The organism is Leclercia sp. UBA1284 (assembly GCF_002308415.1).
Lineage (GTDB): Bacteria > Pseudomonadota > Gammaproteobacteria > Enterobacterales > Enterobacteriaceae > Enterobacter > Enterobacter pneumoniae.
Genome location: NZ_DBUS01000008.1, coordinates 33,880 through 60,848, shown reverse-complemented (window position 1 = coordinate 60,848; position 26,969 = coordinate 33,880). Strand labels below are relative to the sequence as shown.

At 55.2% G+C, this 26,969-nt stretch carries 25 protein-coding genes and 1 CRISPR repeat array; of the genes, 2 read left to right on the top strand and 23 right to left on the bottom strand.

Going from position 1 to position 26,969, the window contains the following annotated elements; all coding sequences use genetic code 11:
* Positions 1-2 precede the first annotated feature (2 nt).
* The 11 genes from B3511_RS17825 to cysG form a co-directional block, all read right to left on the bottom strand.
* Positions 3-629, bottom strand: coding sequence for a protein-L-isoaspartate(D-aspartate) O-methyltransferase (locus tag B3511_RS17825; protein WP_040074262.1), 627 nt, complete (start codon positions 627-629; stop codon positions 3-5).
* Complete coding sequence (gene surE, locus B3511_RS17820) at positions 623-1,384, bottom strand: 5'/3'-nucleotidase SurE (RefSeq protein ID WP_212476389.1); 762 nt, start codon at positions 1,382-1,384, stop codon at positions 623-625. The genes B3511_RS17825 and surE overlap by 7 nt, the downstream gene beginning before the upstream one ends.
* Positions 1,365-2,414, bottom strand: a complete 1,050-nt coding sequence (truD, locus tag B3511_RS17815) for a tRNA pseudouridine(13) synthase TruD (protein WP_286783963.1) — start codon at positions 2,412-2,414, stop codon at positions 1,365-1,367. The genes surE and truD overlap by 20 nt, the downstream gene beginning before the upstream one ends.
* Positions 2,411-2,890 (bottom strand): 2-C-methyl-D-erythritol 2,4-cyclodiphosphate synthase, encoded by a 480-nt coding sequence (ispF, locus tag B3511_RS17810; RefSeq protein ID WP_040074259.1) that lies wholly within the window; start codon positions 2,888-2,890, stop codon positions 2,411-2,413. Before ispF ends, truD begins: the two co-directional genes overlap by 4 nt.
* A complete protein-coding gene (ispD, locus tag B3511_RS17805; protein ID WP_286783962.1) occupies positions 2,890-3,600 on the bottom strand; it encodes a 2-C-methyl-D-erythritol 4-phosphate cytidylyltransferase in 711 nt (236 codons plus the stop codon). Before ispD ends, ispF begins: the two co-directional genes overlap by 1 nt.
* An 18-nt stretch (positions 3,601-3,618) precedes the next feature.
* Complete coding sequence (ftsB, locus tag B3511_RS17800; RefSeq protein WP_040074257.1) at positions 3,619-3,930, bottom strand: cell division protein FtsB; 312 nt, start codon at positions 3,928-3,930, stop codon at positions 3,619-3,621.
* A 167-nt stretch (positions 3,931-4,097) separates the two neighbouring features.
* Complete coding sequence (locus B3511_RS17795; protein ID WP_040074256.1) at positions 4,098-4,421, bottom strand: DUF3561 family protein; 324 nt, start codon at positions 4,419-4,421, stop codon at positions 4,098-4,100.
* A gap of 50 nt (positions 4,422-4,471) precedes the next feature.
* Entirely contained in the window at positions 4,472-5,077 is a 606-nt protein-coding gene (gene cysC, locus B3511_RS17790) for an adenylyl-sulfate kinase (protein ID WP_046886153.1), read from the bottom strand.
* The gene (cysN, locus tag B3511_RS17785) at positions 5,077-6,501 is read right to left on the bottom strand and encodes a sulfate adenylyltransferase subunit CysN (RefSeq protein WP_040074254.1); all 1,425 of its coding nucleotides are present in this window, start codon (positions 6,499-6,501) and stop codon (positions 5,077-5,079) included. The genes cysC and cysN overlap by 1 nt, the downstream gene beginning before the upstream one ends.
* Positions 6,502-6,510: 9 nt before the next feature.
* Positions 6,511-7,419, bottom strand: coding sequence for a sulfate adenylyltransferase subunit CysD (gene cysD / locus B3511_RS17780; RefSeq protein ID WP_040074253.1), 909 nt, complete (start codon positions 7,417-7,419; stop codon positions 6,511-6,513).
* Between the two features lie 9 nt (positions 7,420-7,428).
* Positions 7,429-8,787 (bottom strand): siroheme synthase CysG, encoded by a 1,359-nt coding sequence (gene cysG, locus B3511_RS17775; protein ID WP_286787649.1) that lies wholly within the window; start codon positions 8,785-8,787, stop codon positions 7,429-7,431.
* Between the two features lie 240 nt (positions 8,788-9,027).
* Between cysG and B3511_RS17770 the strand changes: the two genes are divergently transcribed.
* Positions 9,028-10,077, top strand: coding sequence for an aminopeptidase (locus tag B3511_RS17770; RefSeq protein WP_286783961.1), 1,050 nt, complete (start codon positions 9,028-9,030; stop codon positions 10,075-10,077).
* Positions 10,078-10,194: 117 nt separating this feature from the next.
* Positions 10,195-12,238: direct repeats of the CRISPR family, unit length 29 nt; unit sequence CGGTTTATCCCCGCTGGCGCGGGGAACAC.
* Positions 12,239-12,334: 96 nt separating this feature from the next.
* Here the strand turns inward: B3511_RS17770 and cas2e are convergent.
* From cas2e to cysJ, 11 genes are all read right to left on the bottom strand, one after another.
* On the bottom strand, positions 12,335-12,628 hold the full coding sequence (cas2e, locus tag B3511_RS17765; RefSeq protein WP_286783960.1) for a type I-E CRISPR-associated endoribonuclease Cas2e: 294 nt from the start codon (positions 12,626-12,628) through the stop codon (positions 12,335-12,337).
* Positions 12,628-13,548 carry a type I-E CRISPR-associated endonuclease Cas1e gene (cas1e, locus tag B3511_RS17760; protein ID WP_286783959.1) on the bottom strand — a complete coding sequence of 307 codons (921 nt, stop codon included), beginning with the start codon at positions 13,546-13,548 and terminating at the stop codon, positions 12,628-12,630. The genes cas2e and cas1e overlap by 1 nt, the downstream gene beginning before the upstream one ends.
* Entirely contained in the window at positions 13,545-14,195 is a 651-nt protein-coding gene (gene cas6e, locus B3511_RS17755) for a type I-E CRISPR-associated protein Cas6/Cse3/CasE (RefSeq protein ID WP_286783958.1), read from the bottom strand. The genes cas1e and cas6e overlap by 4 nt, the downstream gene beginning before the upstream one ends.
* Complete coding sequence (cas5e, locus tag B3511_RS17750; RefSeq protein WP_286783957.1) at positions 14,177-14,923, bottom strand: type I-E CRISPR-associated protein Cas5/CasD; 747 nt, start codon at positions 14,921-14,923, stop codon at positions 14,177-14,179. Before cas5e ends, cas6e begins: the two co-directional genes overlap by 19 nt.
* 9 nt (positions 14,924-14,932) lie before the next feature.
* Positions 14,933-15,991 (bottom strand): type I-E CRISPR-associated protein Cas7/Cse4/CasC, encoded by a 1,059-nt coding sequence (gene cas7e, locus B3511_RS17745; RefSeq protein WP_286783956.1) that lies wholly within the window; start codon positions 15,989-15,991, stop codon positions 14,933-14,935.
* A gap of 10 nt (positions 15,992-16,001) precedes the next feature.
* Positions 16,002-16,565 (bottom strand): type I-E CRISPR-associated protein Cse2/CasB, encoded by a 564-nt coding sequence (casB, locus tag B3511_RS17740; RefSeq protein ID WP_286783955.1) that lies wholly within the window; start codon positions 16,563-16,565, stop codon positions 16,002-16,004.
* Positions 16,562-18,118, bottom strand: a complete 1,557-nt coding sequence (gene casA, locus B3511_RS17735) for a type I-E CRISPR-associated protein Cse1/CasA (RefSeq protein ID WP_286783954.1) — start codon at positions 18,116-18,118, stop codon at positions 16,562-16,564. Before casA ends, casB begins: the two co-directional genes overlap by 4 nt.
* A gap of 8 nt (positions 18,119-18,126) precedes the next feature.
* The gene (cas3, locus tag B3511_RS17730) at positions 18,127-20,793 is read right to left on the bottom strand and encodes a CRISPR-associated helicase Cas3' (protein WP_286783953.1); all 2,667 of its coding nucleotides are present in this window, start codon (positions 20,791-20,793) and stop codon (positions 18,127-18,129) included.
* A gap of 303 nt (positions 20,794-21,096) precedes the next feature.
* Positions 21,097-21,831, bottom strand: coding sequence for a phosphoadenosine phosphosulfate reductase (cysH, locus tag B3511_RS17725; RefSeq protein ID WP_286783952.1), 735 nt, complete (start codon positions 21,829-21,831; stop codon positions 21,097-21,099).
* 15 nt (positions 21,832-21,846) lie between these two features.
* A complete protein-coding gene (gene cysI, locus B3511_RS17720) occupies positions 21,847-23,559 on the bottom strand; it encodes an assimilatory sulfite reductase (NADPH) hemoprotein subunit (protein ID WP_040074249.1) in 1,713 nt (570 codons plus the stop codon).
* Complete coding sequence (gene cysJ, locus B3511_RS17715) at positions 23,559-25,364, bottom strand: NADPH-dependent assimilatory sulfite reductase flavoprotein subunit (RefSeq protein ID WP_286783951.1); 1,806 nt, start codon at positions 25,362-25,364, stop codon at positions 23,559-23,561. The genes cysI and cysJ overlap by 1 nt, the downstream gene beginning before the upstream one ends.
* A 305-nt stretch (positions 25,365-25,669) precedes the next feature.
* Between cysJ and queD the strand changes: the two genes are divergently transcribed.
* Entirely contained in the window at positions 25,670-26,032 is a 363-nt protein-coding gene (queD, locus tag B3511_RS17710) for a 6-carboxytetrahydropterin synthase QueD (RefSeq protein WP_040074247.1), read from the top strand.
* A gap of 29 nt (positions 26,033-26,061) precedes the next feature.
* Here the strand turns inward: queD and queE are convergent, their stop codons facing one another.
* Positions 26,062-26,733 carry a 7-carboxy-7-deazaguanine synthase QueE gene (queE, locus tag B3511_RS17705; protein ID WP_286783950.1) on the bottom strand — a complete coding sequence of 224 codons (672 nt, stop codon included), beginning with the start codon at positions 26,731-26,733 and terminating at the stop codon, positions 26,062-26,064.
* Between the last annotated feature and the right edge of the window lie 236 nt (positions 26,734-26,969).

The following is a 26,969-nucleotide window of genomic DNA, read 5'->3' as shown; positions in this document are numbered from 1 at the left end:
TCTCAGGCCAGCTCCCCCTTTACGAGAGGGACAAAGCGCACGGCTTCCACGGTATCGATGATAAATTCGTCGCCGCGCCGACGAACACGCTTTAATAGCTGCTGTTCATCGCCCACCGGCAAAACGAGAATACCGCCCTCATCCAGCTGCGATAGCAGTGCTGTCGGGATTTCGGGCGGTGCCGCCGTGACAATGATGGCGTCGAACGGGGCGCGTGCCTGCCAACCCTGCCAGCCATCACCATGACGTGTTGAAACATTATGTAAATCAAGTTGTTTGAGGCGACGACGCGCCTGCCACTGCAACCCTTTAATGCGCTCCACTGAACAGACATGGTGCACCAGGTGCGCCAGGATCGCGGTCTGGTAGCCAGAACCGGTGCCAATTTCCAGCACCCGGGACTCCGGTGTCAGTTCCAGCAGTTCGGTCATCCGGGCAACCATATAGGGCTGCGAAATTGTCTGCCCCTGCCCGATGGGCAACGCGACGTTTTCCCAGGCTTTGTGCTCAAACGCCTCATCGACAAACTTCTCGCGCGGTACCTGAGCCAGGGCATCAAGCACCTTCTCATCGGTAATGCCCTGAGCACGTAATTGATTCAGAAGGCTTTGTACACGTTGACTTACCATTGCTCGTTCACCCCGGCACGATCCAGCCAGCCTGACACCACATCCTGCGCGCTGTAAGCGGTTAAATCTACGTGCAGTGGTGTAATCGAGACATAACCTTCATCAACGGCAGCAAAATCGGTATCGGGCCCGGCGTCGCACTTCTCGCCCGGCGGCCCAATCCAGTAGAGCGTATTACCACGCGGATCCTGCTGCGGGATGACCTGGTCAGCCGGATGGCGGCTACCACAGCGGGTAACGCGTATGCCTTTAATCTGGTCGAGCGGTAAATCGGGCACGTTGATATTCAGGATCCGCCCGGTGCGCAGTGGTTCACGGCTCAGGGCACGTAAAATCGTGCAGGTGATGGCAGCGGCCGTATCGTAATGCTGGTGACCATTGAGTGAGACCGCCAGGGCCGGAAAACCGAGATGACGGCCTTCCATTGCGGCGGCAACGGTACCCGAGTAGATGACATCATCGCCCAGGTTTGGCCCGGCGTTGATGCCGGAGACCACCACATCCGGTCGCGGACGCATCAGGGAATTCACCCCAAGGAAGACGCAATCAGTCGGTGTGCCCATCTGCACGGCAATGTCGCCGTTATCGAAAGCAAAGGTGCGAAGCGATGACTCCAGCGTTAATGAGTTAGAGGCACCGCTGCGGTTACGATCGGGAGCAACAACCTGAACCTCTGCGAACTCGCGCAGATGCCTGGCCAGTGTCTGTATGCCTGGGGCGTGGATCCCGTCATCGTTACTCAGCAATATTCGCATAGTCACCCGAAGTGTTGATAAGTTCCCTGACAACACTGGTGGCAAAGCTACCTGCCGGCAGCCAGAATCGTAACTCAAGGGTTACGTCATCCCACCAGTTCCAGTTCAACTGTTGCGGATAGAGCAGCATCGCCCGGCGTGCCGCTTCCACTTTTTCCCGCACCAGCAAAGATTGTAATTCCTGCGCATCTGCCACCGCAGATTGCTCCGCGCTCAGCGCGTCGCCCACACTTCCCCACTCTCCGGTGCCCGGAAGCGGTGCGGTAATCATCAGCGTTTTGTTTCCGACGCGCGTCTGCAGGTCGTCCATCTCTTCAGCCGTGGCCACGAACCAGCTGCCGCGCCCCGCTAATTGTAGCGCATCGCCGACAACAACTTGATTCGCGTCTGGTTTTTTCAGCCTTTCACTCACAATCTGATTAAACAACGCACTGCGGGCCGCAGACAACCAAAAACTGCGTTTATTCCTGTCGCGAACCGGCGCGTTACTCTGCGCCCAGCGTAGCGCCCCCTGCAGATTACTGCCGCCAATGCCGAAACGCTGCGCACCAAAGTAGTTAGGCACGCCCTGGGCGCTGATGGCCGCCAGACGTTTTTCGACATCGGCGCGATCGCTGACTTCACGCAGCACCAGCGTAAACGCATTTCCCTGCAGGGCACCGAGGCGCAGTTTGCGTTTATGGCGGGCGTACTCCAGTACCTTACAGCCTTCAAGCTCAAACTTACTGAGATCCGGCATCGAATTGCCCGGAACGCGCGCGCAGAGCCACTGCTCTGTGACGGCATGTTTATCTTTTTGCCCGGCAAAGCTCACTTCACGGGCATGAATCTTCAGGAACTTTGCCAGTGCGTCGGCCACAAAACGGGTGTTACAACCGTTTTTCAGGATCCGCACCAGAATATGCTCGCCTTCCCCATCCGGCTCAAAGCCGAGATCTTCCACCACCACGAAATCTTCCGGGCTGGCTTTTAGTAAACCCGTGCTTTGCGGCTTACCGTGCAGATAAGTGAGGTTGTCGAATTCGATCATTTTGCCGCCTTCACCAGCAGGGCTACTGCTTCGCAGGCAATGCCTTCACCACGGCCGGTGAAGCCCAGCTTCTCGGTGGTGGTGGCCTTGACGTTGACATCATCCATGTGACAGCCGAGATCTTCGGCGATAAACACGCGCATCTGTGGGATATGCGGCAACATTTTGGGGGCCTGCGCGATGATGGTGACATCAACGTTGCCAAGGGTAAAACCTTTGGCCTGAATACGGCGCCAGGCTTCACGCAGTAGCTCGCGGCTGTCGGCCCCCTTGAATGCCGGGTCGGTGTCCGGGAAGAGTTTGCCGATATCACCCAGCGCCGCCGCGCCCAGCAGCGCGTCTGTTAAGGCATGGAGCGCCACGTCGCCATCAGAATGGGCCAACAGTCCTTTTTCGTAGGGGATGCGTACGCCGCCAATGATAATTGGGCCTTCACCGCCAAAGGCGTGTACGTCAAAACCATGTCCAATTCGCATTATGCCTTCTCCTGAGGGGTCGAACGGGTAAGATAAAATTCCGCCAGCTGTAAATCTTCCGGTCGCGTCACTTTGATATTATCAGCGCGTCCTTCAACCAGAGTGGGATGGAAACCACAATACTCCAGCGCCGATGCCTCATCGGTAATGGTCGCCCCCTCATTCAGGGCGCGCGTCAGGCAGGCGTGGAGCAGCTCGCGAGGGAAAAATTGCGGGGTCAGCGCGTGCCACAAATCAACGCGCTCTACGGTATGGGCAATGGATGCAAGGCCTGGTTCAGCGCGCTTCATGGTGTCACGCACCGGCGCGGCCAGAATGCCTCCGACCTTGCTGGTCTCGCTAAGCGCCAGCAGTCGCGCCAGATCGTCCTGATGCAGACAAGGGCGCGCCGCATCGTGCACCAGCACCCATGCGGCCTCACCGGCGGCCTGAATACCGGCCAGCACCGAGTCGGCGCGCTGTGCGCCGCCATCAACGACCGTAATTTGCGGGTGGTTTGCCAGCGGGAGCGCGGCAAAGCGCGCATCGCCTGGGCTGATGGCGATCACCACTCGGGATACCCGCGGGTGCGCCAGCAGCGCCGCCACGGAGTGTTCAAGAATGGTTTTATCGCCAATTGAGAGATACTGCTTAGGACACTCTGTCTGCATGCGTCGGCCGAACCCGGCGGCCGGTACAACGGCGCATACGTCCGTAAAAGTTACTGCCATGTCGTCATCCCGGGCTAATTATCGATTGTTTTGTACAGAGCCCTGGTTGCGTTTAGACGCATCCGGAACCAGACGATAGAAGGTTTCGCCCGGCTTAGTCATACTGAGTTCATTGCGTGCACGTTCTTCAATCGCCTCTTGCCCGCCATTGAGGTCATCAATTTCGGCAAAAAGTTGATCGTTTCGCGCTTTAAGTTTGGCGTTTGTCGCCTGCTGTGCCGTCACGTCATCGCTGACGCGACTATAGTCGTGAAGGCCGTTCTTACCGAACCACAGCGAATACTGAAGCCAGACCAGCAAAGCCAGCAACAGCAGCGTAAGTTTACCCATCCTGCCCCCTGAAAAACGGCATCATCATCCCATAACTTTCCCCACGACTCTACTCTGGGGCTACAGAGATGCCGCAACATCGCGGGCAAATGTACCACATTTTTTCCGCAGATTCGCGCCAGCACACCATTGCACATAGTTGGTTACGGTTTGAATTATGGCTGAACTTATCCCATGAGCCACAAAAATAACAGCCCGAACAGGACGACGACCGTCACAATGGTGATGAGGGCGCTATAAAGCAGTCTGCCATCCAGCAACGAGTGCAGCGCAATGCCGACCACAACCGCGACGGGCATCAGCGCCAGGAAGAAAGGCCAGGTATAGAGGAAGAAAAACAGCGTGTTACTGCCGTAAATCAGAAACGGGATGCCCAGCGCCATAAGCCACGAGATAAAGCCGACGATCGCCCCAGGGAAAGACCAGGTCGTCTCGTCGTTAGTCGCTACTGTTTCCGACCTGGTGATAATGTAATTTTCGCTGTTACGCATCGCTAATCCTGTACCATGACACATCGGGGAAGCCTAAGCCCGATACCGTCTCAGGATCTGATAATATCGCCCTGTCTGAGCAGGTCTAATAATTGGCCTACTAAATTTGTTACCAATTGTTGACCTTGCAGGTGAATTTCAGGCGTTTCAGGCGCTTCGTAAACGGCATCAATTCCGGTGAAGTTTTTCAGCTCGCCCGCGCGCGCTTTCTTATACAGGCCCTTCGGATCGCGCTGCTCACATACGGCCAGCGGCGTATCGACAAAGACCTCCAGAAAACGGTCGTTACCCACGCGCTCGCGTACCATCTGCCGCTCGGCGCGGTGCGGAGAGATAAAGGCCGTCAGGACCACCAGCCCGGCGTCGGCCATCAGGCTGGCCACCTCACCGACCCGGCGAATATTCTCTTTGCGATCATCATCGCTAAAGCCCAGATCGCGACACAGGCCGTGGCGTACGTTGTCGCCATCAAGCAGATACGTACTGACCCCCGCCTGATGAAGCGCCTCCTCCAGCGCCCCGGCAACGGTCGATTTACCCGAGCCCGAAAGCCCGGTAAACCACAGCACAACCCCACGGTGACCGTGGAGTTGTTCGCGTTGCGCGACGGTAACCGGATGAGGATGCCAGACGACGTTCTCATCATGTTGCGCCATTACTTGCCTCCCAGCAGATCGCGTGCACCCCAGTGTGGGAAGTGCTTACGCACCAGCGCGTTCAGCTCCAGTTCAAAGGCGCTGAATTCAGAGACGACGGCAGCCTCTTCATTAGGCTGGCGTACCATACCGGCGCCTACCGTGACGTTCGTCAGACGATCAATAAAGATCAGTCCGCCCGTGACCGGATTCTGCTGATAAGCGTCCAGCACCAGCGGTTCGTCGAAGGTGAGATCGACCAGGCCAATACCGTTCAGCGGCAGTTCAGTGACATCGCGCTGAGTCAGATTATTGATATCCACCTGGAACTGAATACCGTCCACGCGGGCACGGGTCTTCTTGCCCGCGATTTTAATGTCGTAGCTCTGGCCTGCGGTCAACGGCTGTTCAGCCATCCACACCACATCCACGGCAGCGCCCTGCACCGCTTTTACCCTTTCCTGGGCATCCACCAGCAGGTCGCCACGGCTGATATCAATTTCGTCTTTTAGTACCAGAGTTACGGCTTCACCCGCCCCCGCTTCCTGGAGATCGCCATCGAAGGTCACAATGCGGGCGATGGCCGATTCAACGCCGGACGGCAGCGCTTTAACGCGCTGGCCTACCTGCACAGAGCCGGACGCCAGCGTGCCAGAGAAGCCGCGGAAGTCGAGGTTCGGCCGGTTGACATACTGTACCGGGAAGCGCATTGGCTGGGTATCGACTACACGCTGGATCTCTACGGTCTCGAGTACTTCCAGCAGCGTCGGGCCGCTATACCAGGGCATATTTGCGCTCTGGGAGGCGACGTTATCCCCTTCCAGCGCAGAGAGCGGCACGAAACGGATATCAAGGCTACCCGGCAACTGCTCGGCAAAGGTCAGATACTCTTCACGAATACGGTTGAACGTCTCTTCGCTGAAGTTCACCAGATCCATTTTATTGACCGCCACCACCAGGTGTTTGATCCCCAGCAGCGTGGAGATAAAGCTATGACGGCGAGTCTGGTCCAGCACCCCTTTACGCGCATCCATCAGCAGAATGGCCAGGTCGCAGGTGGAGGCGCCGGTGGCCATGTTGCGGGTGTACTGCTCGTGCCCCGGGGTATCGGCAATAATAAATTTGCGCTTTTCGGTGGAGAAGTAGCGATAGGCCACGTCAATGGTGATGCCCTGCTCACGCTCTGCCTGCAGGCCGTCCACCAGCAGCGCCAGGTCGAGCTTTTCGCCCTGAGTCCCGTGACGCTTGCTATCGTTATGCAGCGACGAGAGCTGATCTTCATAAATCTGGCGTGTGTCGTGCAACAGGCGACCAATCAGGGTGCTTTTCCCGTCATCGACGCTGCCGCAGGTCAAAAAGCGCAGCAGGCTTTTATGCTGCTGAGCATGCAGGTAGGCTTCAACCCCGCCTTCGTCGGCAATTTGTTGTGCAATTGTGCTGTTCATGGCGGCTCCTTAGAAATAACCCTGACGTTTCTTCAGCTCCATGGAGCCTGCCTGGTCGCGGTCAATGACGCGGCCTTGTCGCTCGCTGGTGGTGGAGACCAGCATCTCTTCGATGATCTCCGGCAGCGTCTGCGCGTGAGATTCCACCGCGCCGGTCAGCGGCCAGCAGCCGAGGGTACGGAAACGCACCATCTGTTTTTTGATCACCTCACCCGGTTGCAGGTCGATACGGTCATCATCAATCATCATCAGCATGCCATCGCGCTCCAGTACCGGACGCTCTGCGGCCAGGTACAGCGGAACGATTTCAATATTTTCCAGATAGATGTACTGCCAGATATCCAGCTCGGTCCAGTTGGAGAGCGGGAAGACGCGAATGCTTTCGCCCTTGTTAATCTGGCCGTTGTAGTTGTGCCACAGCTCCGGACGCTGGTTTTTCGGGTCCCAGCGGTGGAAACGATCGCGGAAGGAGTAGATACGCTCTTTCGCGCGGGATTTCTCTTCGTCACGGCGCGCGCCGCCGAAGGCTGCGTCAAAACCGTATTTATTCAGCGCCTGCTTCAGCCCTTCGGTTTTCATGATGTCGGTATGTTTGGCGCTGCCGTGCACGAACGGGTTAATCCCCATCGCCACCCCTTCCGGGTTTTTATGCACCAGCAGCTCACAGCCATAGGCTTTGGCGGTGCGGTCACGGAATTCATACATCTCACGGAATTTCCAGCCAGTGTCCACGTGCAGCAGCGGGAACGGCAGCGTGCCTGGATAGAACGCTTTACGCGCCAGGTGCAGCATCACGCTGGAATCTTTGCCGATGGAGTACATCATCACCGGGTTGGAGAACTCGGCGGCCACTTCGCGAATGATATGAATACTTTCCGCTTCGAGCTGCCGCAGGTGAGTAAGTCGTTTTTGGTCCATAACCGTTCCTTAAGCCAAATTTACAACAGAAGAACCAAAGCCTTCCGTCTCGGTTGTGTGCTGGAACCAGGCGAGCGTGCTATGCAGCTGCACCACTTCACCCACCACAATCAGGGCGGGCATAGGGGCGTCTTTCGCCAGGGTTGCAAGGTTGTGTAATGTGCCGATGGCGACATGCTGATCGGCGCGCGTGCCGCGAGAGATCACGGCAACGGGCGTTGCTGCATCGCGACCGTGTTGAATCAGTTGTTCGCTAATGTCCGCCGCTTTCATGGTGCCCATGTAGATAGCGAGGGTCTGACGACTTTGCGCCAGGTGAGACCAGTCGAAGGGGGTGCTGTCGGCTTTGTAGTGCCCGGTAACAAAGGTGACGCTTTGGGCGAAATCACGATGCGTAAGGGGAATACCGGCATAGGCCGTTACCGCCGAGGCGGCCGTGATGCCCGGCACCACCTGGAACGGGACGCCCGCTTCCGCCGCGGCCTGCAGCTCTTCACCGCCGCGACCAAAGATAAAGGGATCGCCCCCTTTCAGGCGCACCACGGTTTTACCCGCTTTGGCTGCCGCAATAAGCATCTGGTTGGTTTCATGTTGCGGAATAGAGTGCTCTCCCGCCCGTTTACCCACGCAGATCTGCTCGGCGTCGCGACGAATAAGCTCGCGCACGCCGTCGGTAACCAGGTGATCGTAAAACACCACGTCAGCCTGCTGGATCACTTGTAAACCGCGTAAGGTCAGCAACCCGGCATCTCCCGGCCCGGCGCCGACCAGAATAATTTCGCCATTTGCCCCCTGCCCGGAGGCGAGTGCGTTTTCCAGGTGTTGTTCCGCTTCGGCCTGATTACCCGCCGCCATCAGACTGGCGAAGCGACCGCGGAAAGCGCGATCCCAGAAGCGACGGCGACCGTCGGTGGTGGTAATCACCGTTTTCAGACGTTCACGAAACTGACCCGCTACCGCGGCCATGCGGCCAAGGTTCGCTGGCAGCAGGGCCTCTATTTTTTCACGCAGCAGACGCGCCAGCACCGGTGCATTGCCACCGGAAGAGATGGCAACCAGCAGGGGCGAGCGGTCAACGATAGAGGGGAAAATAAACGAGCACAGCGGCTGGTCATCCACCACGTTCACCAGACGGTGACGGGCATTCGCGGCATTAAAGACCTGGCGGTTCAGCTCGCGATCGTCCGTTGCGGCGATGACCAGTACCACGTGATCGAGCATGCTGGGCTCGAATTCGGCACCGGTAATGACCTGCACGCGCGCACCTGCCTTATGTAAAAAGGCAATTTTACGATCGGCGACCTCGCCCGTACCAACAACCAGTACGGGTCGATCTTTAATGGCAGCAAATAACGGCAGGTAGTCCACAGTGCTACAACTCACTAACAATCAGGAATAGTGGGACTATAGGGGGCGGCTAAGATCGAATGAAATTACGAATTGGAATGAGTAGTTACTCAATGGAATAACGCCCTGAAAAAGCTAATATCAAAAAGTGCTTAACGCGCGATTTTTCGGGTATTTAAGAGCAAATCAAATTGTGTAAGGCCGATCACAGTTTCATACTAGGCGCGTCAAATTTTTTGCTCTGTTTTTAAGGACTCCCCTATGTTTTCCGCAATGCGCCACCGTATCGCTGCCCTGGCGTTCGGCGTTTGCTGTATCTTCCCCGTTCAGGCAAAAACCCACCCTTTTGGTGAAATGGCCGCCGAACAGGCACGACACATTGCCACCGTGTTTCCCGGACGCATGACCGGAACGCCCGCCGAAATGCTTACCGCCGATTATGTGCGTCAGCAGTTCGCCGGAATGGGGTATCAGAGTGATATCCGCACCTTCCACAGCCGCTATATCTATACCTCCCGCAATCGTACGCAAAACTGGCATAACGTCATCGGCAGCACGGTGATTGCAGCGCATGAGGGCGAAACGGCACAGCAGATTATTATTCTCGCCCATCTCGATACTTTCGCGCCGATGAGCGATAACGATGTGGATAACAACCTGGGCGGCTTAACGCTACAGGGGATTGATGACAACGCAGCCGGCGTCGGGGTGATGCTGGAGCTGGCAGAACGCCTGAAAGATATTCCGACCCAGTATAGCGTGCGCTTTATTGCCACCAGCGGCGAAGAAGAGGGACGACTTGGGGCCGAAAATGTACTGAATCGCATGAGCGAGAAAGAGAAAAAAAATACGCTGCTGGTGATCAATCTCGATAACTTAATCGTGGGCGATAAACTCTATTTTAATAGCGGCAAAACCACCCCGGCCCCGGTGCGTAAGATCACCCGGGACCGCGCGCTGACGTTAGCCCGTGCGCACGGCATTTTCGCCACCACCAACCCCGGTGGCAATGCGGCCTACCCGAAAGGAACAGGTTGCTGCAACGATGGTGAGGTGTTTGATAAGGCCGGGATCCCGGTGCTGTATGTTGAAGCAACTAACTGGTCGTTGGGTAAAAAAGATGGCTACCAGCAACGGGCGAAGTCGAAAGCGTTCCCGGATGGCACCAGCTGGCATGACGTGAGACTGGATAATCAGCAGTACATTGATAAAACCCTGCCGCAGCGCATAGAACACCGCAGTCGCGATGTGGTGCGTATTATGCTGCCGCTGGTGAAAGAGCTGGCGAAAGCGGGGAAAAAATCCCTATAAAATTAAAGTCTGAGTAAAAGGGTTGCAGCTCAAGAGCTTTAACTGGTCTGTTGGTATTTTCAGGCATGGAAAATTCCTTATTAAACATTAGATTATAAAAAACGCCGAAGCTAATTGCGGTTTATCCCCGCTAGCGCGGGGAACATGCACGCACCCGACACGTCGGAACGGCGTGGCGGCGGTTTATCCCCGTTGGTGCGGGGAACACCCCTGAGGTTCTTACACAGCCTCTCCTCTGGACGGTCTATCCCCGCTGGCGCGGGGAACACAAAAACAACCGTAAACAGGTCGGCACAGTATTCGGTTTATCCCCGCTGGCGCGGGGAACACGCTAACCCAGTAAGCAGTAGCGCCGCCCGTTTGCGGTTTATCCCCGCTGGCGCGGGGAACACTTGAAACTCCGAACAAAACCGAATTTCTTTTCCGGTTTATCCCCGCTGGCGCGGGGAACACTTTTGAATCTGCCTGTGCGGGGGTTAGGTAATCGGTTTATCCCCGCTGGCGCGGGGAACACTAATACCCGAAAATCCGAAATAACCGCCACAGCGGTTTATCCCCGCTGGCGCGGGGAACACTTGCCCTTCTCCTGCTGTACGCGCTCAATCTGCGGTTTATCCCCGCTGGCGCGGGGAACACCCTGAATAGATACTTCAGAACAGGAATGAGGCCGGTTTATCCCCGCTGGCGCGGGGAACACCAGGTGGCTGATCACCTGCCGGGTAGTTACGACGGTTTATCCCCGCTGGCGCGGGGAACACTTTTCAGCCGTGGATGCTTTCATGCCTAAATACGGTTTATCCCCGCTGGCGCGGGGAACACAAAATCACCCAGAAACCCCAGCACCGTTCTCCCGGTTTATCCCCGCTGGCGCGGGGAACACGCTCCACGCCGGTTGGGTAATCCACGTTCATGCGGTTTATCCCCGCTGGCGCGGGGAACACCTCAGTTGGTTAGCCCCCGCCACTGTTGCGAACGGTTTATCCCCGCTGGCGCGGGGAACACAAAGCCCTGGCCGCCGCCTTTGTGTACGTGCGCGGTTTATCCCCGCTGGCGCGGGGAACACCTCACCAGGTGCGACTAAACCTTTATACTCTGCGATTTATCCCCGCTGGCGCGGGGAACACCAGCCCGGACAAATGAAAGCGCGTGTTGAAAACGGTTTATCCCCGCTGGCGCGGGGAACACTGCCAGTGCCTGATATTGCTGAGAGGCGATGACGGTTTATCCCCGCTAGCGCGGGGAACACCACTCCGACCGCGTAATGACACAGTAAAATCGCGGTTTATCCCCGCTGGCGCGGGGAACACCAGATCCTTCATGGAAATCTGCGAGCTGGTCACGGTTTATCCCCGCTGGCGCGGGGAACACCGATTGCCAGGCATCAGTCAGGAGCGGGAGAGCGGTTTATCCCCGCTGGCGCGGGGAACACCGAGCACAAATACAAAAACGGCCCTGATTTCCCGGTTTATCCCCGCTGGCGCGGGGAACACGCTGATTCTGGTGTGCCTGTTCCCGCTGATGATGGTTTATCCCCGCTGGCGCGGGGAACACGCCTCGCTTTTTGGCCTCTGCTACGCTGATTTCGGTTTATCCCCGCTGGCGCGGGGAACACAGCAATCAAAGCCTATAGCGAACTCCAGCAAGCGGTTTATCCCCGCTGGCGCGGGGAACACTTTACAGACTGTAAAAAGAAAACATAAGTTCGCGGTTTATCCCCGCTGGCGCGGGGAACACTTCCGGGAGCTTAATGTTGTGAAGGCGCACCTCGGTTTATCCCCGCTGGCGCGGGGAACACAGGGAAGGACACCGCTCCGTCCACGCCCACAGCGGTTTATCCCCGCTGGCGCGGGGAACACGTTCCGGTGCTGCCTAATCTTTTTGAATGCCTCGGTTTGTCCCCGCTGGCGCGGGGAACACTCCTCTGCCGTCCGTGGTTTCATTCCCAGATACGGTTTATCCCCGCTGGCGCGGGGAACACATTGCGGTTCGTTTACCGCCTTAACTTTTCCGCGGTTTATCCCCGCTGGCGCGGGGAACACGCGTTAAAGCTGGACGTGGGCAATTCTGACAGCGGTTTATCCCCGCTGGCGCGGGGAACACCAGCCCGGCCTGATTGCCAGTGATTAGGATTTCGGTTTATCCCCGCTGGCGCGGGGAACACACTAATCTTATCTTTCTGTTTTTAATGGCCATTTTCATCGATTAACAATCTACCAACCATGGTTCAACATTTCCCCATTGTTAAAGAGCGTGGAACCTATTGATTTTCAAAAGGAATAAAAGAAACCAACCTCAGTCCATCCAAATCTACCGGAATACGTCTGTTTTCCCCCCAGGTTTGAAACTCAAAACCTGACTCCGTGTTGGTCGCCCAGGCCATAACGATATTTCCAACCCCACCCAACTGGATGATTTGCTGCCAGATCATCTCCCGCACGCGTTTGGAGACATCACCGACATATACACCAGCCCGGATCTCCAGTAGCCAGATGGCAAGCCGCCCCCGCAAACGCGGCGGTACATTTTCTGTTACTACAACGACCATACTCATTAGCCGCGCCCCCGATACCCATCATCCCCCAGTGGCTGAGGCTCCGGTATTGCGGGAGGTAACATATCTGGCGCAGGCTTAGGCGGCTCAATCTCACCGGCAGCCAGGACATCTTCAATAAGAGGGATCAGTTTTCCAGTTAATTTGCTGCTACGAAAAATATCTCGGCACGCCAGCCGAACTTCCCGATCGGGTTCAGAAGGGGCACGCGCAGCAATTTCAAATGCTTTGGGTACGATAGCGTCAAATTTTATGATGTCGGCAATGTCATAAATGAAGGAAAGCGGTTTACCACTATGGATAAATCCAATTGCGGGTGAATAACCTGCAGCCAGCACCGCAGCTTCAGTGATCCCGTAAAGACACGATGTTGCAGCGCTAATACACTGATTTATTACATCCCCTTTTTCCCAGGCTTTAGGATCGTAATTGCGACCGTGCCACTTCACGCCATATTGCTTCGCCAGTAATGCATAGGTCTGGCGCACACGAGCCCCTTCAATGCCGCGTAATTGTTCAACAGAACGGCGCGCTGGCGGAGCTTCACGAAAGCGGAGTTCATACATTTTGCGCACCACTTTCAGGCGCAAATCATCATCCAAAGCCAGCTTCGCCTGATACAGCAGTTTGTCCGCGCGGGCACCGCCTGGCTGACCAGAAGAATAACCCCGTACTCCCGCTTCCCCCACCCATACCAGCAGCGTACCCACCGTAGAGGCTAAGCGTACTGCCGCGTGAGAAACTCGCGTCCCCGGCTCCAGCATGATACAGGCGACTGACCCCACCGGAATATGCGTGCGGATGCCCGTTTTATCGATCAACACAAAAGCGCCATCAAGCACATCGATCTGACCGTACTGGAGAAAAATCATCGACGTACGATCTTTCAGGGGGATCGGGCTGAGCGGCACAAATGTCATGCGCAATCTCCTGGTTTGATCAGCATTAACCCGCAGCCAAAAGCCCGGCTTTTGCCGTATCCTTGAGTCAGACGCTGTAAGAAAAGCCCCGGATCGTTGACCACCAGTACACCGGAATAGTCCACGCTACTGAACTGGATCATCTGCCGCGTTTTTGCCCGAATGATCTGCTGCTGCCGGTAAGCATCTACATTCACTTCATGCAATGAAAAACCATTAAGCGTCCCCTGGCGGGCCAGCCAGTCGCATGCCGCCTGCTGCTGATATTGCCAGATATCCGGCCCCTCGAACTGGCTCCGAACCTGACGCTTCGCCTCCATTAATAGATCGTGACGTTTACCGCCCTTACACACCGTTGGGTTAGCGCGCAGACTAAAACGCAGAGCCTGCCCGGCGCTTAATACCGGCGCAAAGGGTCGCTGCTCGATGTCAAAAATTTGGCTTTTTTCAGGAGGGGATGATGAAAGAACAAAGAAGCGAAACGCGCCCTGCAACTCTTCACGACGATAAAGAAACGACCGCTCCTGGCTGCCGGGAAAAAGCTCCCACAGCCACTGGTGCATAATATATTCACCGCGCTCCACCAGTTGTGAGAGCTGTGACGGCAAAAGCTGGCTGGTATGCAGCGTTATTTTTGACAGATACACGTTTCCTCCTTGATCAGCAAGGGTCCCTGATTAACGGTACGCTCGCCAAACGTCCACCGCTGGCGGCTTATCGGCCTGTCACGACGACGCAGGACTTTATTGGATTCCAGGCCGTCATGTTCACCTTCCCACCAGCATTGAGGCTGCAGTTTCGCCAGTCTGATGTTAAGGGCGTTGAGTTTATCCCGATAATGATGGTACGCCTCGTTGAGCACCTCCGGCGCGGTGCCGTTCAGCAACAGTGGCGAAAGCGGTAAAGCCAGAGGATGACTTTTGCGTCCCAGATAGAGCGGGAATACCGGATGTTGTAACGCATCCCGCAACTGCTCCAGCGTACAAGGTGCATCGGCTGTTTGTGTGAGCGCCACCATCCACCAGGCATCGGTGTAGTAGTCCCGTCTTGAGATCAGCGCACTCAGCAGTTCGGGATCGCTTAGCTCTTCACGACGACTGAAATAGCGGACTTTACGCACCTCTTTCGGCACCTGCACCGTGTGGTAATCTCGCGCCCAGCGCGGTTCTTTGCTGGCACAGAGCACAAAGGCGTAGTGCTGATTGAAATCATTCAGTCGCGCCTCTTCATCACGACAGATACCCAGCGCGGCCGCCAGTAAACCGAGCAGCGCCGAACGCGAGGGCAACTCATGGCTATGGCGCACTTCGCCGGGCGCATCAACACCCCACGAAGCCATTGGCCCATGTAGCTGAAAAACCAGATATTGGCTCATGGCCGCCCCTTATGCGCAGATAAAGTCCAGGACGTCTTTCATACTTCCCTGCCGCTGCATAACATCAAAGTGAACAGATTGGCTCTTCTCGCCATAGACTTTTTGCATATTTTCACGCAGTTCGGTAATGCGTCTGACGGCCACCTCAAGCTGATTGCTGCCATTGATCGGCTTATAAAATGCCGCCGCCAGTGAACGGGGTTGATCTGTTCCCGTTTCCGCCAGTGCCCAGGAGGCATAGGCGCGGCTGGCAAAGCTGTTTTGCTTGCCGGTTGGCGAGACTTTCAGTGCCGCTTCGGTAAAAGCGCGCAGGGTTTTGTTCGCCAGCTCTTCATTACCGTTCAGGTTTTTCACCAGCAGGTCTTTGTCGATGCAGATGTAGGTATAAAACAGCGCTGAGCCGAACCCCGTCTCTCCGAGGTGCCCTGCCCCGGCATCTTCTGCTGATGCCTGACGCAGATCGTCCACGGCGGTAAAAAAATCGTCTTCCACAATGGTTTCGCTAACGCCGAAGGCATGGGCCACCTGGCAGGCTGCTTCTACGTTGAACTCCGGCTTATTGGCCAGCATGCGACCAAACATCGCAATATCGACAGCCATGCGATCTTTACGGAGTAGCGCAGCTTCCTCTTCCGTCGCCGGGCGATTTTCTTCTGCCAGGCGGTGTGCCAACGCTTTCACTGCGTCAAACTCGGCGGGACTAACGTGCGCCAGTTGCTCGGTTTCAGCATTCGTTAGCTCATCTTTTGGTTTCTTTTCTGCTTTTACCTTGCCAAAGCAGTTGGCGATATTCTTAACATATTCAACCGCTTTTTTCGGTTCAATGCCGCGCTCTACCAGGATTTTAGCGGCCTCGCGCGCAATACGTCCGCTACGAATACCGATGTTCCCCGCTAGCGCCTGCTCAAACAACTCAGAAGTGCGCCACGCGCGTTTCAAACTTTGGGAAGAAATCCGCAGACGCGTCGCCCCACCGAGTACAACCGTTTTCGGCGCGCCGGTGTCGTCGCGGTTCAGGTTGGCAGCCGGATAAGCAGTCAGTAAGTGCAGCTGAATAAATGTCGTCATTATTAAGTCCTTATTGTTCGTTGTTATTGTCGCTACCTGCATCACCGGCCTGGAAATACTCCATAGCCCAGCGAACGCGAATACATTCGGTCGGTCGTTGCTGACGACGAATGTGGTTTTGCAATTCGTCGTTTTCCCGGCACCAGTAGAAAATATCCTCCGCCAGAGAAGGCAGGTTGACAGTGCCATTCAGCAACCGCACCGCCCGCAGCAGCTGACGCAGGAGTTCGTCGGCCGTTTTTACCGCCGATAAGCGGGAAAAGCGCAGTTCCGACATCACCGGCTTGTTACCCATCATCTGGCCCAGCTGTGTAGCAAACGTCTGTCGTTCATCAATGGATTTAACGTGGGCCGCCAGTGCCGCCGTGATCGCCAGCGCGGTAAAGCGCCACTCCTGAGCGTCACTCCTCCATAACGAATGGGTTTGCATCAGCAGGGAACGGAACCCTTCTGAAAGACAGGCCTCAGTCACCGTTTTACTGTGACGCAGGCTGGCACGCAGAGCGCGCTTATCCTGTAGCCCGGCATGCCACTGACGTAACGTCACTCGGTGATCGTCCTTCACTATTTTCATTCAGCAGCCTCCTGCTTTTTAGCTCTGGCGGCTTTGGCACTCTGCTTCTCCGCCGATTTGGTGAAATATTTTTTCCGCGCCATCATGATGCGTTTTAGGTCGACACCCTCATAAGGATTGGTAAATACGTGGTCATCAAAATAGCGGCGGGTAAACAGCCAGCTGTCCGCTTGCCATTGTCTTCGGCAGCCCTCCGGATCCTGGCCGTTTTCAAGTTCGTGAATCAGCTGCAAAAAACGTCCCTGGGTGCGATTCCAGAAATCAATATCGATAAAGCTAAAATCGCCGCGCGCGCCTTTGGCGTCAGCAAACCAGGCCTCTTTTAACGCGCTACGCAGCAGACTAAGATTGCGTGATGCGGTTTGCGCTGCCTGACGCAGGTCGGGAATAATATTTTCAGTTAACAGCAACGGGAAATGATGCTCATACCAGCAGCGTGCTTTCATATTGTCGAAGTCATAACCGAACCCCCACAGCCCAACTCTGGCACCATTCAGGTCACACGCCCTGATAGCGTTAACCACCAGTGCCGGGTATTCCGTGTTATTTTCCGAAGCGCCTTCTTGACTTAGCCCCAGCCAGTCACGCCAGATAAGCCCGCCGGGCTGCGGCTTAACGGAATAGAGACCGCTACCCTCTTTGAGCGGCAGGCGGTAAGGTGTGAGCGGATGTCGCCACCCTTCATAGTTAACGCCGTAGTTTTTTACCGTCATGCCGCTGAGTAGCTCATCGCTATGGGTTGCACAGAGGTCACAAGCGCCGGACTCGAGGGTACTGAAGTCAAGGCGAATACGCCGCGGCATTCCCCAGTAGGCCTGCAACGGATTTACCTGCTCAGGTGTTGTGACGGCATTCGCCTGTTCGCTGGTGCGGGTGGCGGCAAGCCAGGGGAAAACGGACTCATCGTAAGAGGCAGGCAACGGCATGTCGGCGCTATCCTGCGGTATCACGTTAAGCCACAGCTTGCGCCACAGCGGCGTTTGCCAGTTGCCCTGGTACGCCTGCAATTCGACAAGCGTAGTCATCGGCCCACCGCCGCGAAGGCCGGTACGATACCCTTTGCCACCCGAGGGGGCATTCAACTGTAACGAGAATAGCGCCAGCGCCGCACAGTGCGGGCAGAGGCGCTCCGTTACGCCACGCTTAACAAAATGGTCTTTATTAAATTTGGTGGTCTGCGCACCGGGAACTTCCGGCAACAGCGAAGCAATGGAGACCTTCTCCCCGGTTAGCGGCTCGAAATCCTGCATAAAAGAGGGCGTATCGGCGCCAAACTGAAAGGCGTGTTCCAGCGATTCCAGCGCACGATGCAGTGAATCTGCGCTTATCCCATCGAACCAGACATCCTCCCAGCGAGATCGGTTTTTCGGCGCGATACTGGATTGCAGCAATCCCAGCAGAAACTGCCAGGCGGCCCCCTGTAAATCGGCTCGCACAGCGGCAATATCAATAACATTTTCATCCGCCAGATTGACGGGGGCTAACTTACCCATAGAGCCATCTTTAAAGCGCACGGGAAGCCAGGGGGTGGTTAAAAGTGAAAAATTATTCATTTGGGTATCTACTTAACCTCCATACTTCCGATTAATCCTTCGCTTGCCGAATAGCCACTATCCGCAACCTCCGACACCACAATTACGACGGCAAATTCCTTATTCTGATGTTGCTCTACACACCATTTCCGCAATGTCTCGCCCTCCAGCCGTTTAAACTCATTTTTATGTTTTTCCCACCATCCCTGGCGCACCCGCAATGCACTCATCTCCCATGCGTTTTCCCCGGACGCATAAGGCACTGCGATCCCGTCGACAATCTTCGCCAGCCACAGAGTGATGGACTCTTCAGCCAGCCGCGTCGACAGTTTTTCCGGCAGTACATCGCTGCTTTCCGTGCTATAGCCCGGTACAAAATTGATGAGGTTCTGTTTGGCAAATGCCCGATCGCAGTAGAATTTTCCTTCCTGCTGCTGTTCTGTCCTGGCGAATCCTCCAGGCATCCCGACGTCTTCGCCATACACGGATTCGATAAGCCGTCGGGCAGAATGCGGCATCCGAATTTCCCCATGCTGGCGGAGTACGCGCTGGGTCAACCACAGGCGACCATGATCGGGATAGACGTAAGCACTATTGCCCATGGCGCTGGATAGCCAGTCTTCGCGCGGCGCGTCATCCCATTCGGGAGCAAGAATCAGCAGCTCTGGTGTATCGCGCTCATCATGACCAGAGGTTTTTATTCGCCCATGGCGATCGCGGATATGTCTTTGCAACCGCCCCGCACGCTGGATCAGTAAATCAACCGGCGCTAAATCGGAGATCATTTCATCCATATCGATGTCGAGGCTCTGCTCAATAACCTGGGTCGCGATAATGACCTTGCCGCGACGTTGAGCCGCGCTTTGCTTACCGAAGAGATCGAGCGTCCGGGATTCAATGCTCTGGCGATCGTAAAAAGCAAAACGGCTATGAAAGAGGGTAAGATTTTCAGGCGCAACGACGCCCTGAGAAACCAGCTGGCGAGAAATGCGGATTGCGTCATCCACGGAATTACGTATCCAGGCAATACACTTGCCGTGACGCACCGCTTGCCCGATGCGTTCAATGCACGCCTGCTCATCGTATAACCAGCCAATATTGACGCTGCGTTCTACTGCTTTGCGGGTTGCCACGTGTAAGGACACTACTTCTGAACGGGTAACCTGGGTTAACCAGGGATAATCGTCATAACCTAATAGCGGTGCTTCAGCATCACATTTTGCGCCTTTCGCAAACGCCGTAATCAACCTCTCTCTCTGCTGCTGAGAGAGCGTGGCTGAAAGCAAAATGGTGGGATTACCGTCACGGGCCTGTTTTTCGATCAACCCTTCCAGGAGCCGGGACATATAGTGATCGTAGGCGTGGATCTCATCAGCCAGCAGGATCTTCTGACTGAGTCCCAGCATCCGCAAATTACTGTGCTTAAACGGCATTACCGCCATCATGGCCTGATCCAGCGTACCGACGCCCACTTCGGCCAGCAGCGCTTTCTTATTGCTGTCTGCAAACCAGGCGGCACAGCCCTGGCTGAAAGGCTGCGAATCGTCCGCCTCTTCTGAGCCAGCCAGATCACCCGACCAGATCGACTGATTAAAGCGATCCATCAGTCCCCGTGCACTGTGCGCCAGCACCAGACTGGGGCGGGAATCCGGCTGATACAACGCCAGCCAGCTTGCGGCCATGCGATCAAACATGGCATTCGCGGTTGCCATTGTCGGCAAGCCAAAGTAAAACCCCTGGGCTTTTCCTGCCGCCATTAATCGGTGTGTCAGAATCAGTGCAGCTTCCGTCTTTCCGGCACCCGTGACATCTTCCAGAATAAATAACTGAGCACCATCGCAGCTAACATCCAGCTCCAGCGCCTTTTGTTGTAACGGCGTTGGATCCTGAATAAAGGGAAACATCGTCGTAATACCGGAGAACGGGGCAATTTCCGCAGCCGGAGGAAAAACAGAAACCGCCTCTTTGGCTTTATTCTTCGCCAGCTCCCAGTACTGCGTAACGGACATTTTTTCCGCTATACGCGGGAAATAACGCGTTGAAGAACCGGTCCAGTCGGCAAGCACTGCCGCCGCTGAAATAAACCAGGAAAAATGATTGATACGTTCAATACCGTCGTCCTCGTCCCAGTATTCAGGGATCGTAACCAGAGGGAACAGCGGTTTTATCGCCAGCAGAAAATCGCGCGCGGCTTCTTTATCCTGCTGGCGGAAGTTATTGACTACCTGCCTGGATTCGGGAGGACGGCCATGATGCCCTGTCGTCAACGGCATCCACATAGCAATAGCACGCTTAAGCTTGCGGGCAGGTAATGTGGAGGGCGGGAGTAAATCGGGATAATCATTTAAATAATGATTCCACAGCCAGTAACCTAACGTGGCGTGGGGAATGTTTTCATAATGCCGTGAGGCTTCATTAGGACAAGATAGATGGGGGTGACGAAATAATTGCTGAAAGGAGTGAGAGAACTTGCCGATATCGTGCCAACACAACAGCCAGGAGAAAAATTGCGCCGCCTGCTCGGTATTATCCAGCCCCAGCTCACGTAGATAACTGTCGAGACGATAAATATTATTTTTTACCATCCAATACCCTACGGCCGCGACATCCAGCGAATGCCAGCACAATAAATGGTACCCATCGCCACCATCACTGACTCCGCAGGCAGTTTTACCCCAGTAATTAAATATTGTCACACCCATTCCTGGACCAAGTGCTAAGCATGTTGTTTATCTTAGCTATTTTCTCAATTCAGTTATTGATATATCTCACATGAGCTAAATATAAATATATGGTTACTTAATTATCAAATAGTGGTAATAATAAACACTCTTTAATAAAATAATAAATATGTTTAATACTAATAAAGGGAGTAATAGAAATTTAATATTGATTCTGTTGTGTAATTTTATTTTTCAACAGAGCTGGAAAAGTATTCTTCTATGAACATGCAGTAAAAGCCCCTGCCTGGCAGCAGGGGCTGGAGGGAAACACCTAAATCAACCTTCGTGCAATCCGCATTCGCGCTTAAGCCCAAAGAAGCGGGTCTCTTCTTCCGCCATGCCGGGCTCCCATTTACGCGTGGTATGGGTATCGCCCACCGATAGATAGCCCTGATCCCACAGCGGATGGTATTTCAGCCCATGCTGTTGCAGATACTGATACACGGTACGGTTGTCCCAGTCGATGATCGGCAGCACTTTGAACACGCCGCGCTGGACAGCCAGCACCGGCAGGCTGGCACGGCTGCCAGACTGATCCCGGCGCAGCCCGGCAAACCAGGTTTGCGCATTCAGCTCTTTCAGCGCCCGGTTCATCGGCTCGACTTTGTTGATCTCATTGTATTTCTCAATGCCCTCAACGCCCTGCTCCCACAGCTTGCCGTAACGCGCCTCCTGCCAGGCCGCGCTCTGCGCTGCGCGATACACCTTCAGGTTCAGCTTCAGCTTATCCGTTAACTCATCAATAAACTGATAGGTCTCCGGGAACAGATAGCCGGTATCGGTGAGGATCACCGGAATGTCCGGGCGGATCTGATTCACCAGATGCAAACTGACCGCTGCCTGGATACCAAAGCTCGATGAGAGCACAAACTCTCCCGGCAGATTTTGCAGCGCCCATGCTACACGCCCTTCGGCGTCCAGCTTCTCCAGCTGGGCATTGGTTTCTGCAAGCTGAAGAACACGTTCCACTTTGGGCAGTGCATTCAGGGCATTTAAATCGAGTACGGACATAATTACCTCTCGTGTTTACTCCCAGAAATCCCTTGCGGGATCGAGCACCGGGCGAATGATGCCCGCACGCACCGTAAAGTCGCCGAAGCCTTCACCCGCTTCGCGCTCTTTCGCCCAGCGCCCGACAAGCTGGTCAATGGAATCGAGAATTTCCGGCTCCGTGATGTTTTCGCGATACATTCGCGGAATGCGTGTTCCCATCCGGTTACCGCCCAGATGCACGTTGTAACGGCCCGGCGCTTTACCCACCAGCCCCAGCTCGGCCAGCATCGCGCGGCCACAGCCGTTCGGGCAGCCGGTCACGCGCATCACGATATGCTCGTCCGGGATACCGTATTTTTGCAGGATCGCTTCCACTTTGTCGGTGAACGACGGCAGGAAGCGTTCGGCTTCAGCCATCGCCAGCGGACAGGTGGGGAATGAGACGCAGGCCATTGAATTTTCACGCTGCGGTTTTACCGCATCCATCAGCCCGTGGCTGCGCGCCAGCTCTTCGATCTTCGCTTTCTGATTTTCTGGCACGCCAGCAATGATCAGATTCTGATTAGCGGTGATCCTGAACTCGCCCTGATGGATCTTCGCAATTTCCAGCAGGCCGGTTTTAAGCGGACGCCCCGGATAATCGAGAATTCGGCCGTTTTCGATGAACAGCGTCAGGTGCCAGTTATTGTCGATACCTTTCACCCAGCCGATACGATCGCCGCGCCCGGTAAATTCGTAAGGACGGATCGGTTCGAACTTAATGCCTGCGCGACGCTCCACTTCCGCTTTGAACGTCTCAACGCCCACGCGCTCCAGCGTGTATTTGGTTTTCGCGTTTTTACGATCGGTACGGTTACCCCAGTCGCGCTGGGTGGTAACGACCGCTTCCGCCACCGCCAGGGTGTGCTCCAGCGGCAGATAACCAAACTCACTCGCAGTGCGGGCATAGGTATTCTTGTTGCCGTGCTCGATAGAAAGCCCCCCGCCCACCAGCAGATTAAAGCCCACCAGCTTGCCGTTTTCCGCAATGGCGACAAAGTTCATGTCGTTAGCGTGCAGATCGATATCATTCTGCGGTGGGATCACCACGGTCGTTTTGAACTTACGCGGCAGATAGGTCTGCCCGAGGATCGGCTCTTCGTCGGTGGTTGCCACTTTTTCCTGATCGAGCCAGATCTCCGCGTAGGCGCGGGTGCGCGGCAGCAGATGTTCAGAGATCTTTTTCGCCCACTCGTAGGCTTCTGCGTGCAGTTCGGACTCGTATGGGTTCGAGGTGCAAAGCACGTTACGGTTCATGTCGTTGGCGGTCGCCAGCGCGTCCAGCCCGACGGAGTGCAGCATCTGATGTACCGGCTTCACGTTCTTCTTCAGAATGCCGTGGAACTGGAAGGTCTGACGGTTGGTCAGACGGATGCTGCCGTAAATCGTGTTTTCACCGGCAAACTTGTCGATCGCCTGCCACTGTTTCGTGGTGATGATCCCACCCGGCAGGCGGCAGCGCAGCAGCATCGCATGACGCGGCTCCAGCTTCTGCTCGGCACGCTCGGCGCGAATATCACGGTCGTCCTGCTGATACATACCGTGGAAACGGATCAGCAGGAAGTTATCGCCTTTAAAACCGCCGGTCAGACCGTCATTCAAATCTTCGGCAATGGTGCCACGCAGGTAGTTGCTTTCTACCTTCATGCGCTCGGCATCAGACAGTTTGCCTTCGACCACCAGTGGGCCAGGATGTTTTTCGCTCATTAGTAGACATCTCGCTGATAACGGCGCTCTACGCGCAGCTCACTTAAAAATTCATCCGCCGCTTCGGCATCCATACCGCCGAATTCGGCAATCACTTCCAGCAGTGCCTGCTCAACGTCTTTCGCCATACGATTGGCATCGCCGCAGACATAAATATGGGCACCATCATTAATCCAGCGCCACAGCTCTGCGCCCTGTTCGCGCAGTTTGTCTTGTACGTATACTTTTTCTTTTTGGTCGCGAGACCAGGCCAGATCGATGCGCGACAGCACACCCTCTTTGACGTAACGCTGCCACTCAACCTGATAAAGGAAATCTTCGGTAAAGTGTGGGTTGCCGAAGAAGAGCCAGTTTTTACCTGGCGCCTCGTCTGCCGCACGCTGCTGCATAAAGGCGCGGAATGGCGCAATACCGGTTCCCGGGCCAATCATAATCACCGGAGTTTCCGGGTTAGCCGGCAGGCGGAAGTTGTCGTTATGTTCGATGAACACCCGGACTTCGCCATCCTCTTCTACGCGATCAGCCAGGAAGCTGGAAGCGCCGCCCGCCCGGGCACGACCTTCGATGTCGTAGCGCACTGCACCCACGGTAATGTGCACTTCGCTTTCCACTTCCGCCTGCGACGAGGCGATGGAGTAAAGTCGCGGCGTGAGGGGCCGCAGCAGGCCAACCAGCGCCTCAGCATCCAGCTGTGCCGGCGAGAAACGCACCATATCGACAATCGGCGTGGTGGCGGCGTAATGCTGCAACTGTGCCTTATCCCCTACTAACGGCAACAGCGTTTCGCTGCGCGTTAAGGTGGCATAGTTTTCAACAATATTGGCGGTGTTAACGGTCAACTCAAAATGCCACTGCAGGGCCTCGGCCAGCGGCAGGGTTTTGCCATCCACGGTAACGGGCTCATCGCCCTTCAACCACAGCAACTCAACCAGCTCTTTCACTAAGGCAGGGTCATTCTGATACCAGACGCCCAGCGCATCGCCTGGCTGGTAGCGCAGGCCGGAATCACCGAGATCGATTTCGATATGACGCACATCTTTTTCAGAGTCACGGCCGGTGATTTTTTGGTTAACGGAGAGCGCAGCCGTCAGCGGCGCCTCTTTAGTATAAGGGCTAGAGAAGACTTCATTTACCGCGCCGGACGCGGTAACGGCGGCCTGAGCCGGCGTCTCTTTTGGTACACGCGCTTTCAGCACATCCACAATGCGCTTGCGCCACTGGGCCGCTGCTGCCTGATACTCTACATCGGTATCAACGCGGTCCAGCAGACGCTCGCCGCCGAGCTCCGCCAGTTTGCTATCAAAATCTTTACCCGACTGGCAGAAGAATTCATAAGAAGAGTCCCCGAGACCAAAGACGGCAAACGCCGTGCCGTCGAGCTTCGGCGCTTTCTTAGAAAACAGGAATTTATGCAGCGCTACCGCCTCTTCTGGCGGCTCACCTTCGCCCTGCGTTGAGGTCACCACCAACAGCAATTTTTCTGACGCGATTTGCTTAAATTTGTAATCTCCGGCGTTGACCAGATTCACGTTCAGTTTGGCGGTCAGCAGGTCATCGCGAAGTTGCTCTGCCACACGACGAGCGTTACCGGTCTGGGACGCGGAGATCAGCGTAATCGACGGAACCTCGACCGCTGCCGCAGGTGCAGCGGCCGCAGCGCCAGGCTGCTGGTTAAGGACACCCCAGAAATAGCCAGAAACCCAGGCAAGCTGGTGAGGAGAGAGATCGGTGGTGGCTGCCTGGAGGCGCGCCAGTTGCTCCGGATTTAGCGGTAGCAAATTTGAAGGTGGGGCCTGTGTTGTCATGCGTCGTTATGTTCCAGTAGCAAAGCGGACTTTAAGCGAATAAATCCAAACTGAAGATAAGGTTAACGGCGGCGATAATAACAATTAAAGAAGGGATGGAAATATTAAATAACCAAATGGACTAACCTGTTTTAGTTATCGTTCTTAACAATAAAAACGATTATTTAACTTAATGAAATTTATAGATAAAAAAGCAAATTACCCCATAACCTAAGCCCACCGGCAAGTTTGGCCGTTTTAGCTAATGATAAAAAAAGTCCTTTCCGGTACTATGCGGCGGTTTTTTCCGCATTTGAGAGTCCACGATGTCCACCACACTGTTTAAAGATTTCATCTTCGAAGCCGCTCACCGCCTGCCTCACGTACCGGAAGGACACAAATGTGGCCGCCTGCACGGGCACTCCTTTATGGTGCGCCTTGAAATTACGGGTGAGGTCGATCCGCATACGGGCTGGATTATGGATTTTTCCGAGCTGAAAGCGGCCTTCAAACCCACTTATGATCGCCTCGATCACTATTATCTGAACGACATTCCGGGTCTGGAAAACCCCACCAGCGAAGTGCTGGCGAAATGGATTTGGGATGTGATGAAACCGCAGGTGCCGCTGCTGAGCGCGGTGATGATCAAAGAGACCTGCACCGCCGGATGTGTCTATCGCGGCGAGTAAAAAAAAGCCCGGTTAAACCGGGCTTTTTTTTAAGCGATGTTCAGGTATTTGTGCGTCTGCATCGACAACCGCCAGTTGCGGGCGATGCAGGTTTCGATGCACAGGCGCGTGGCATCCTCTTTCTGACTGATGGGTTGCAGCGCAATCACGCGCTGTTTTTCATCCGTCAGCGTTGTCAGCAGTTCATCCAGCGCTTCGATATCCCGCACGCGGCCAACCGGATGCTTGATTTCATCAGCACGCTCCAGCGCCTGGGATAAGATATCGTAGCCGCCGCGCATGTTTACCTTTGGTGAGACCGTCACCCAGGTGGTGTGAGAGCAGCGGACTTCGTGGGTACCGCTGGTCTCAATCTGGCAGCTATAACCATTTTTTTCCAGCAACTGGGTGAGCGGCATCAGATCGTGAATGCAGGGCTCGCCCCCGGTGATCACCACGTGACGCGCCGTCCAGCCCTGACGGCTAATAATCGCCAGCAGATCTTCCGAACCGGCCGCGCCCCACTTATCGCTCTCTTTGGTTTTGGCCAGGATGCTAAACAGCGACACTTCTCGATCCGCGAGCTTATCCCAGGTATGTTTGGTGTCGCACCAGGCACAGCCTACCGGGCATCCCTGCAAACGAATAAAAATAGCGGGAACGCCGGTAAAGTAACCCTCGCCTTGCAGGGTCTGGAACATCTCGTTAATCGGGTACTGCATAGTTATCTCTGGTCTGATTTGCGGGGGGGCATTATTGCAGATCGCACATAATCAGGCAAAACAACCCCGGCCACGATTTTATTCCTGTCAGTTTAAGGATAGCCAGGCTAACAGCCTTAAGGTAGAAAGCCGTTTTCAGAAGGCAATGTTAAAAACATTAAAACTTACGCTACGCTTTAAAGATATCGCCCATCCGGCACGCGTCGACGTTAACCCCTTGACTGAATAGCCATCAC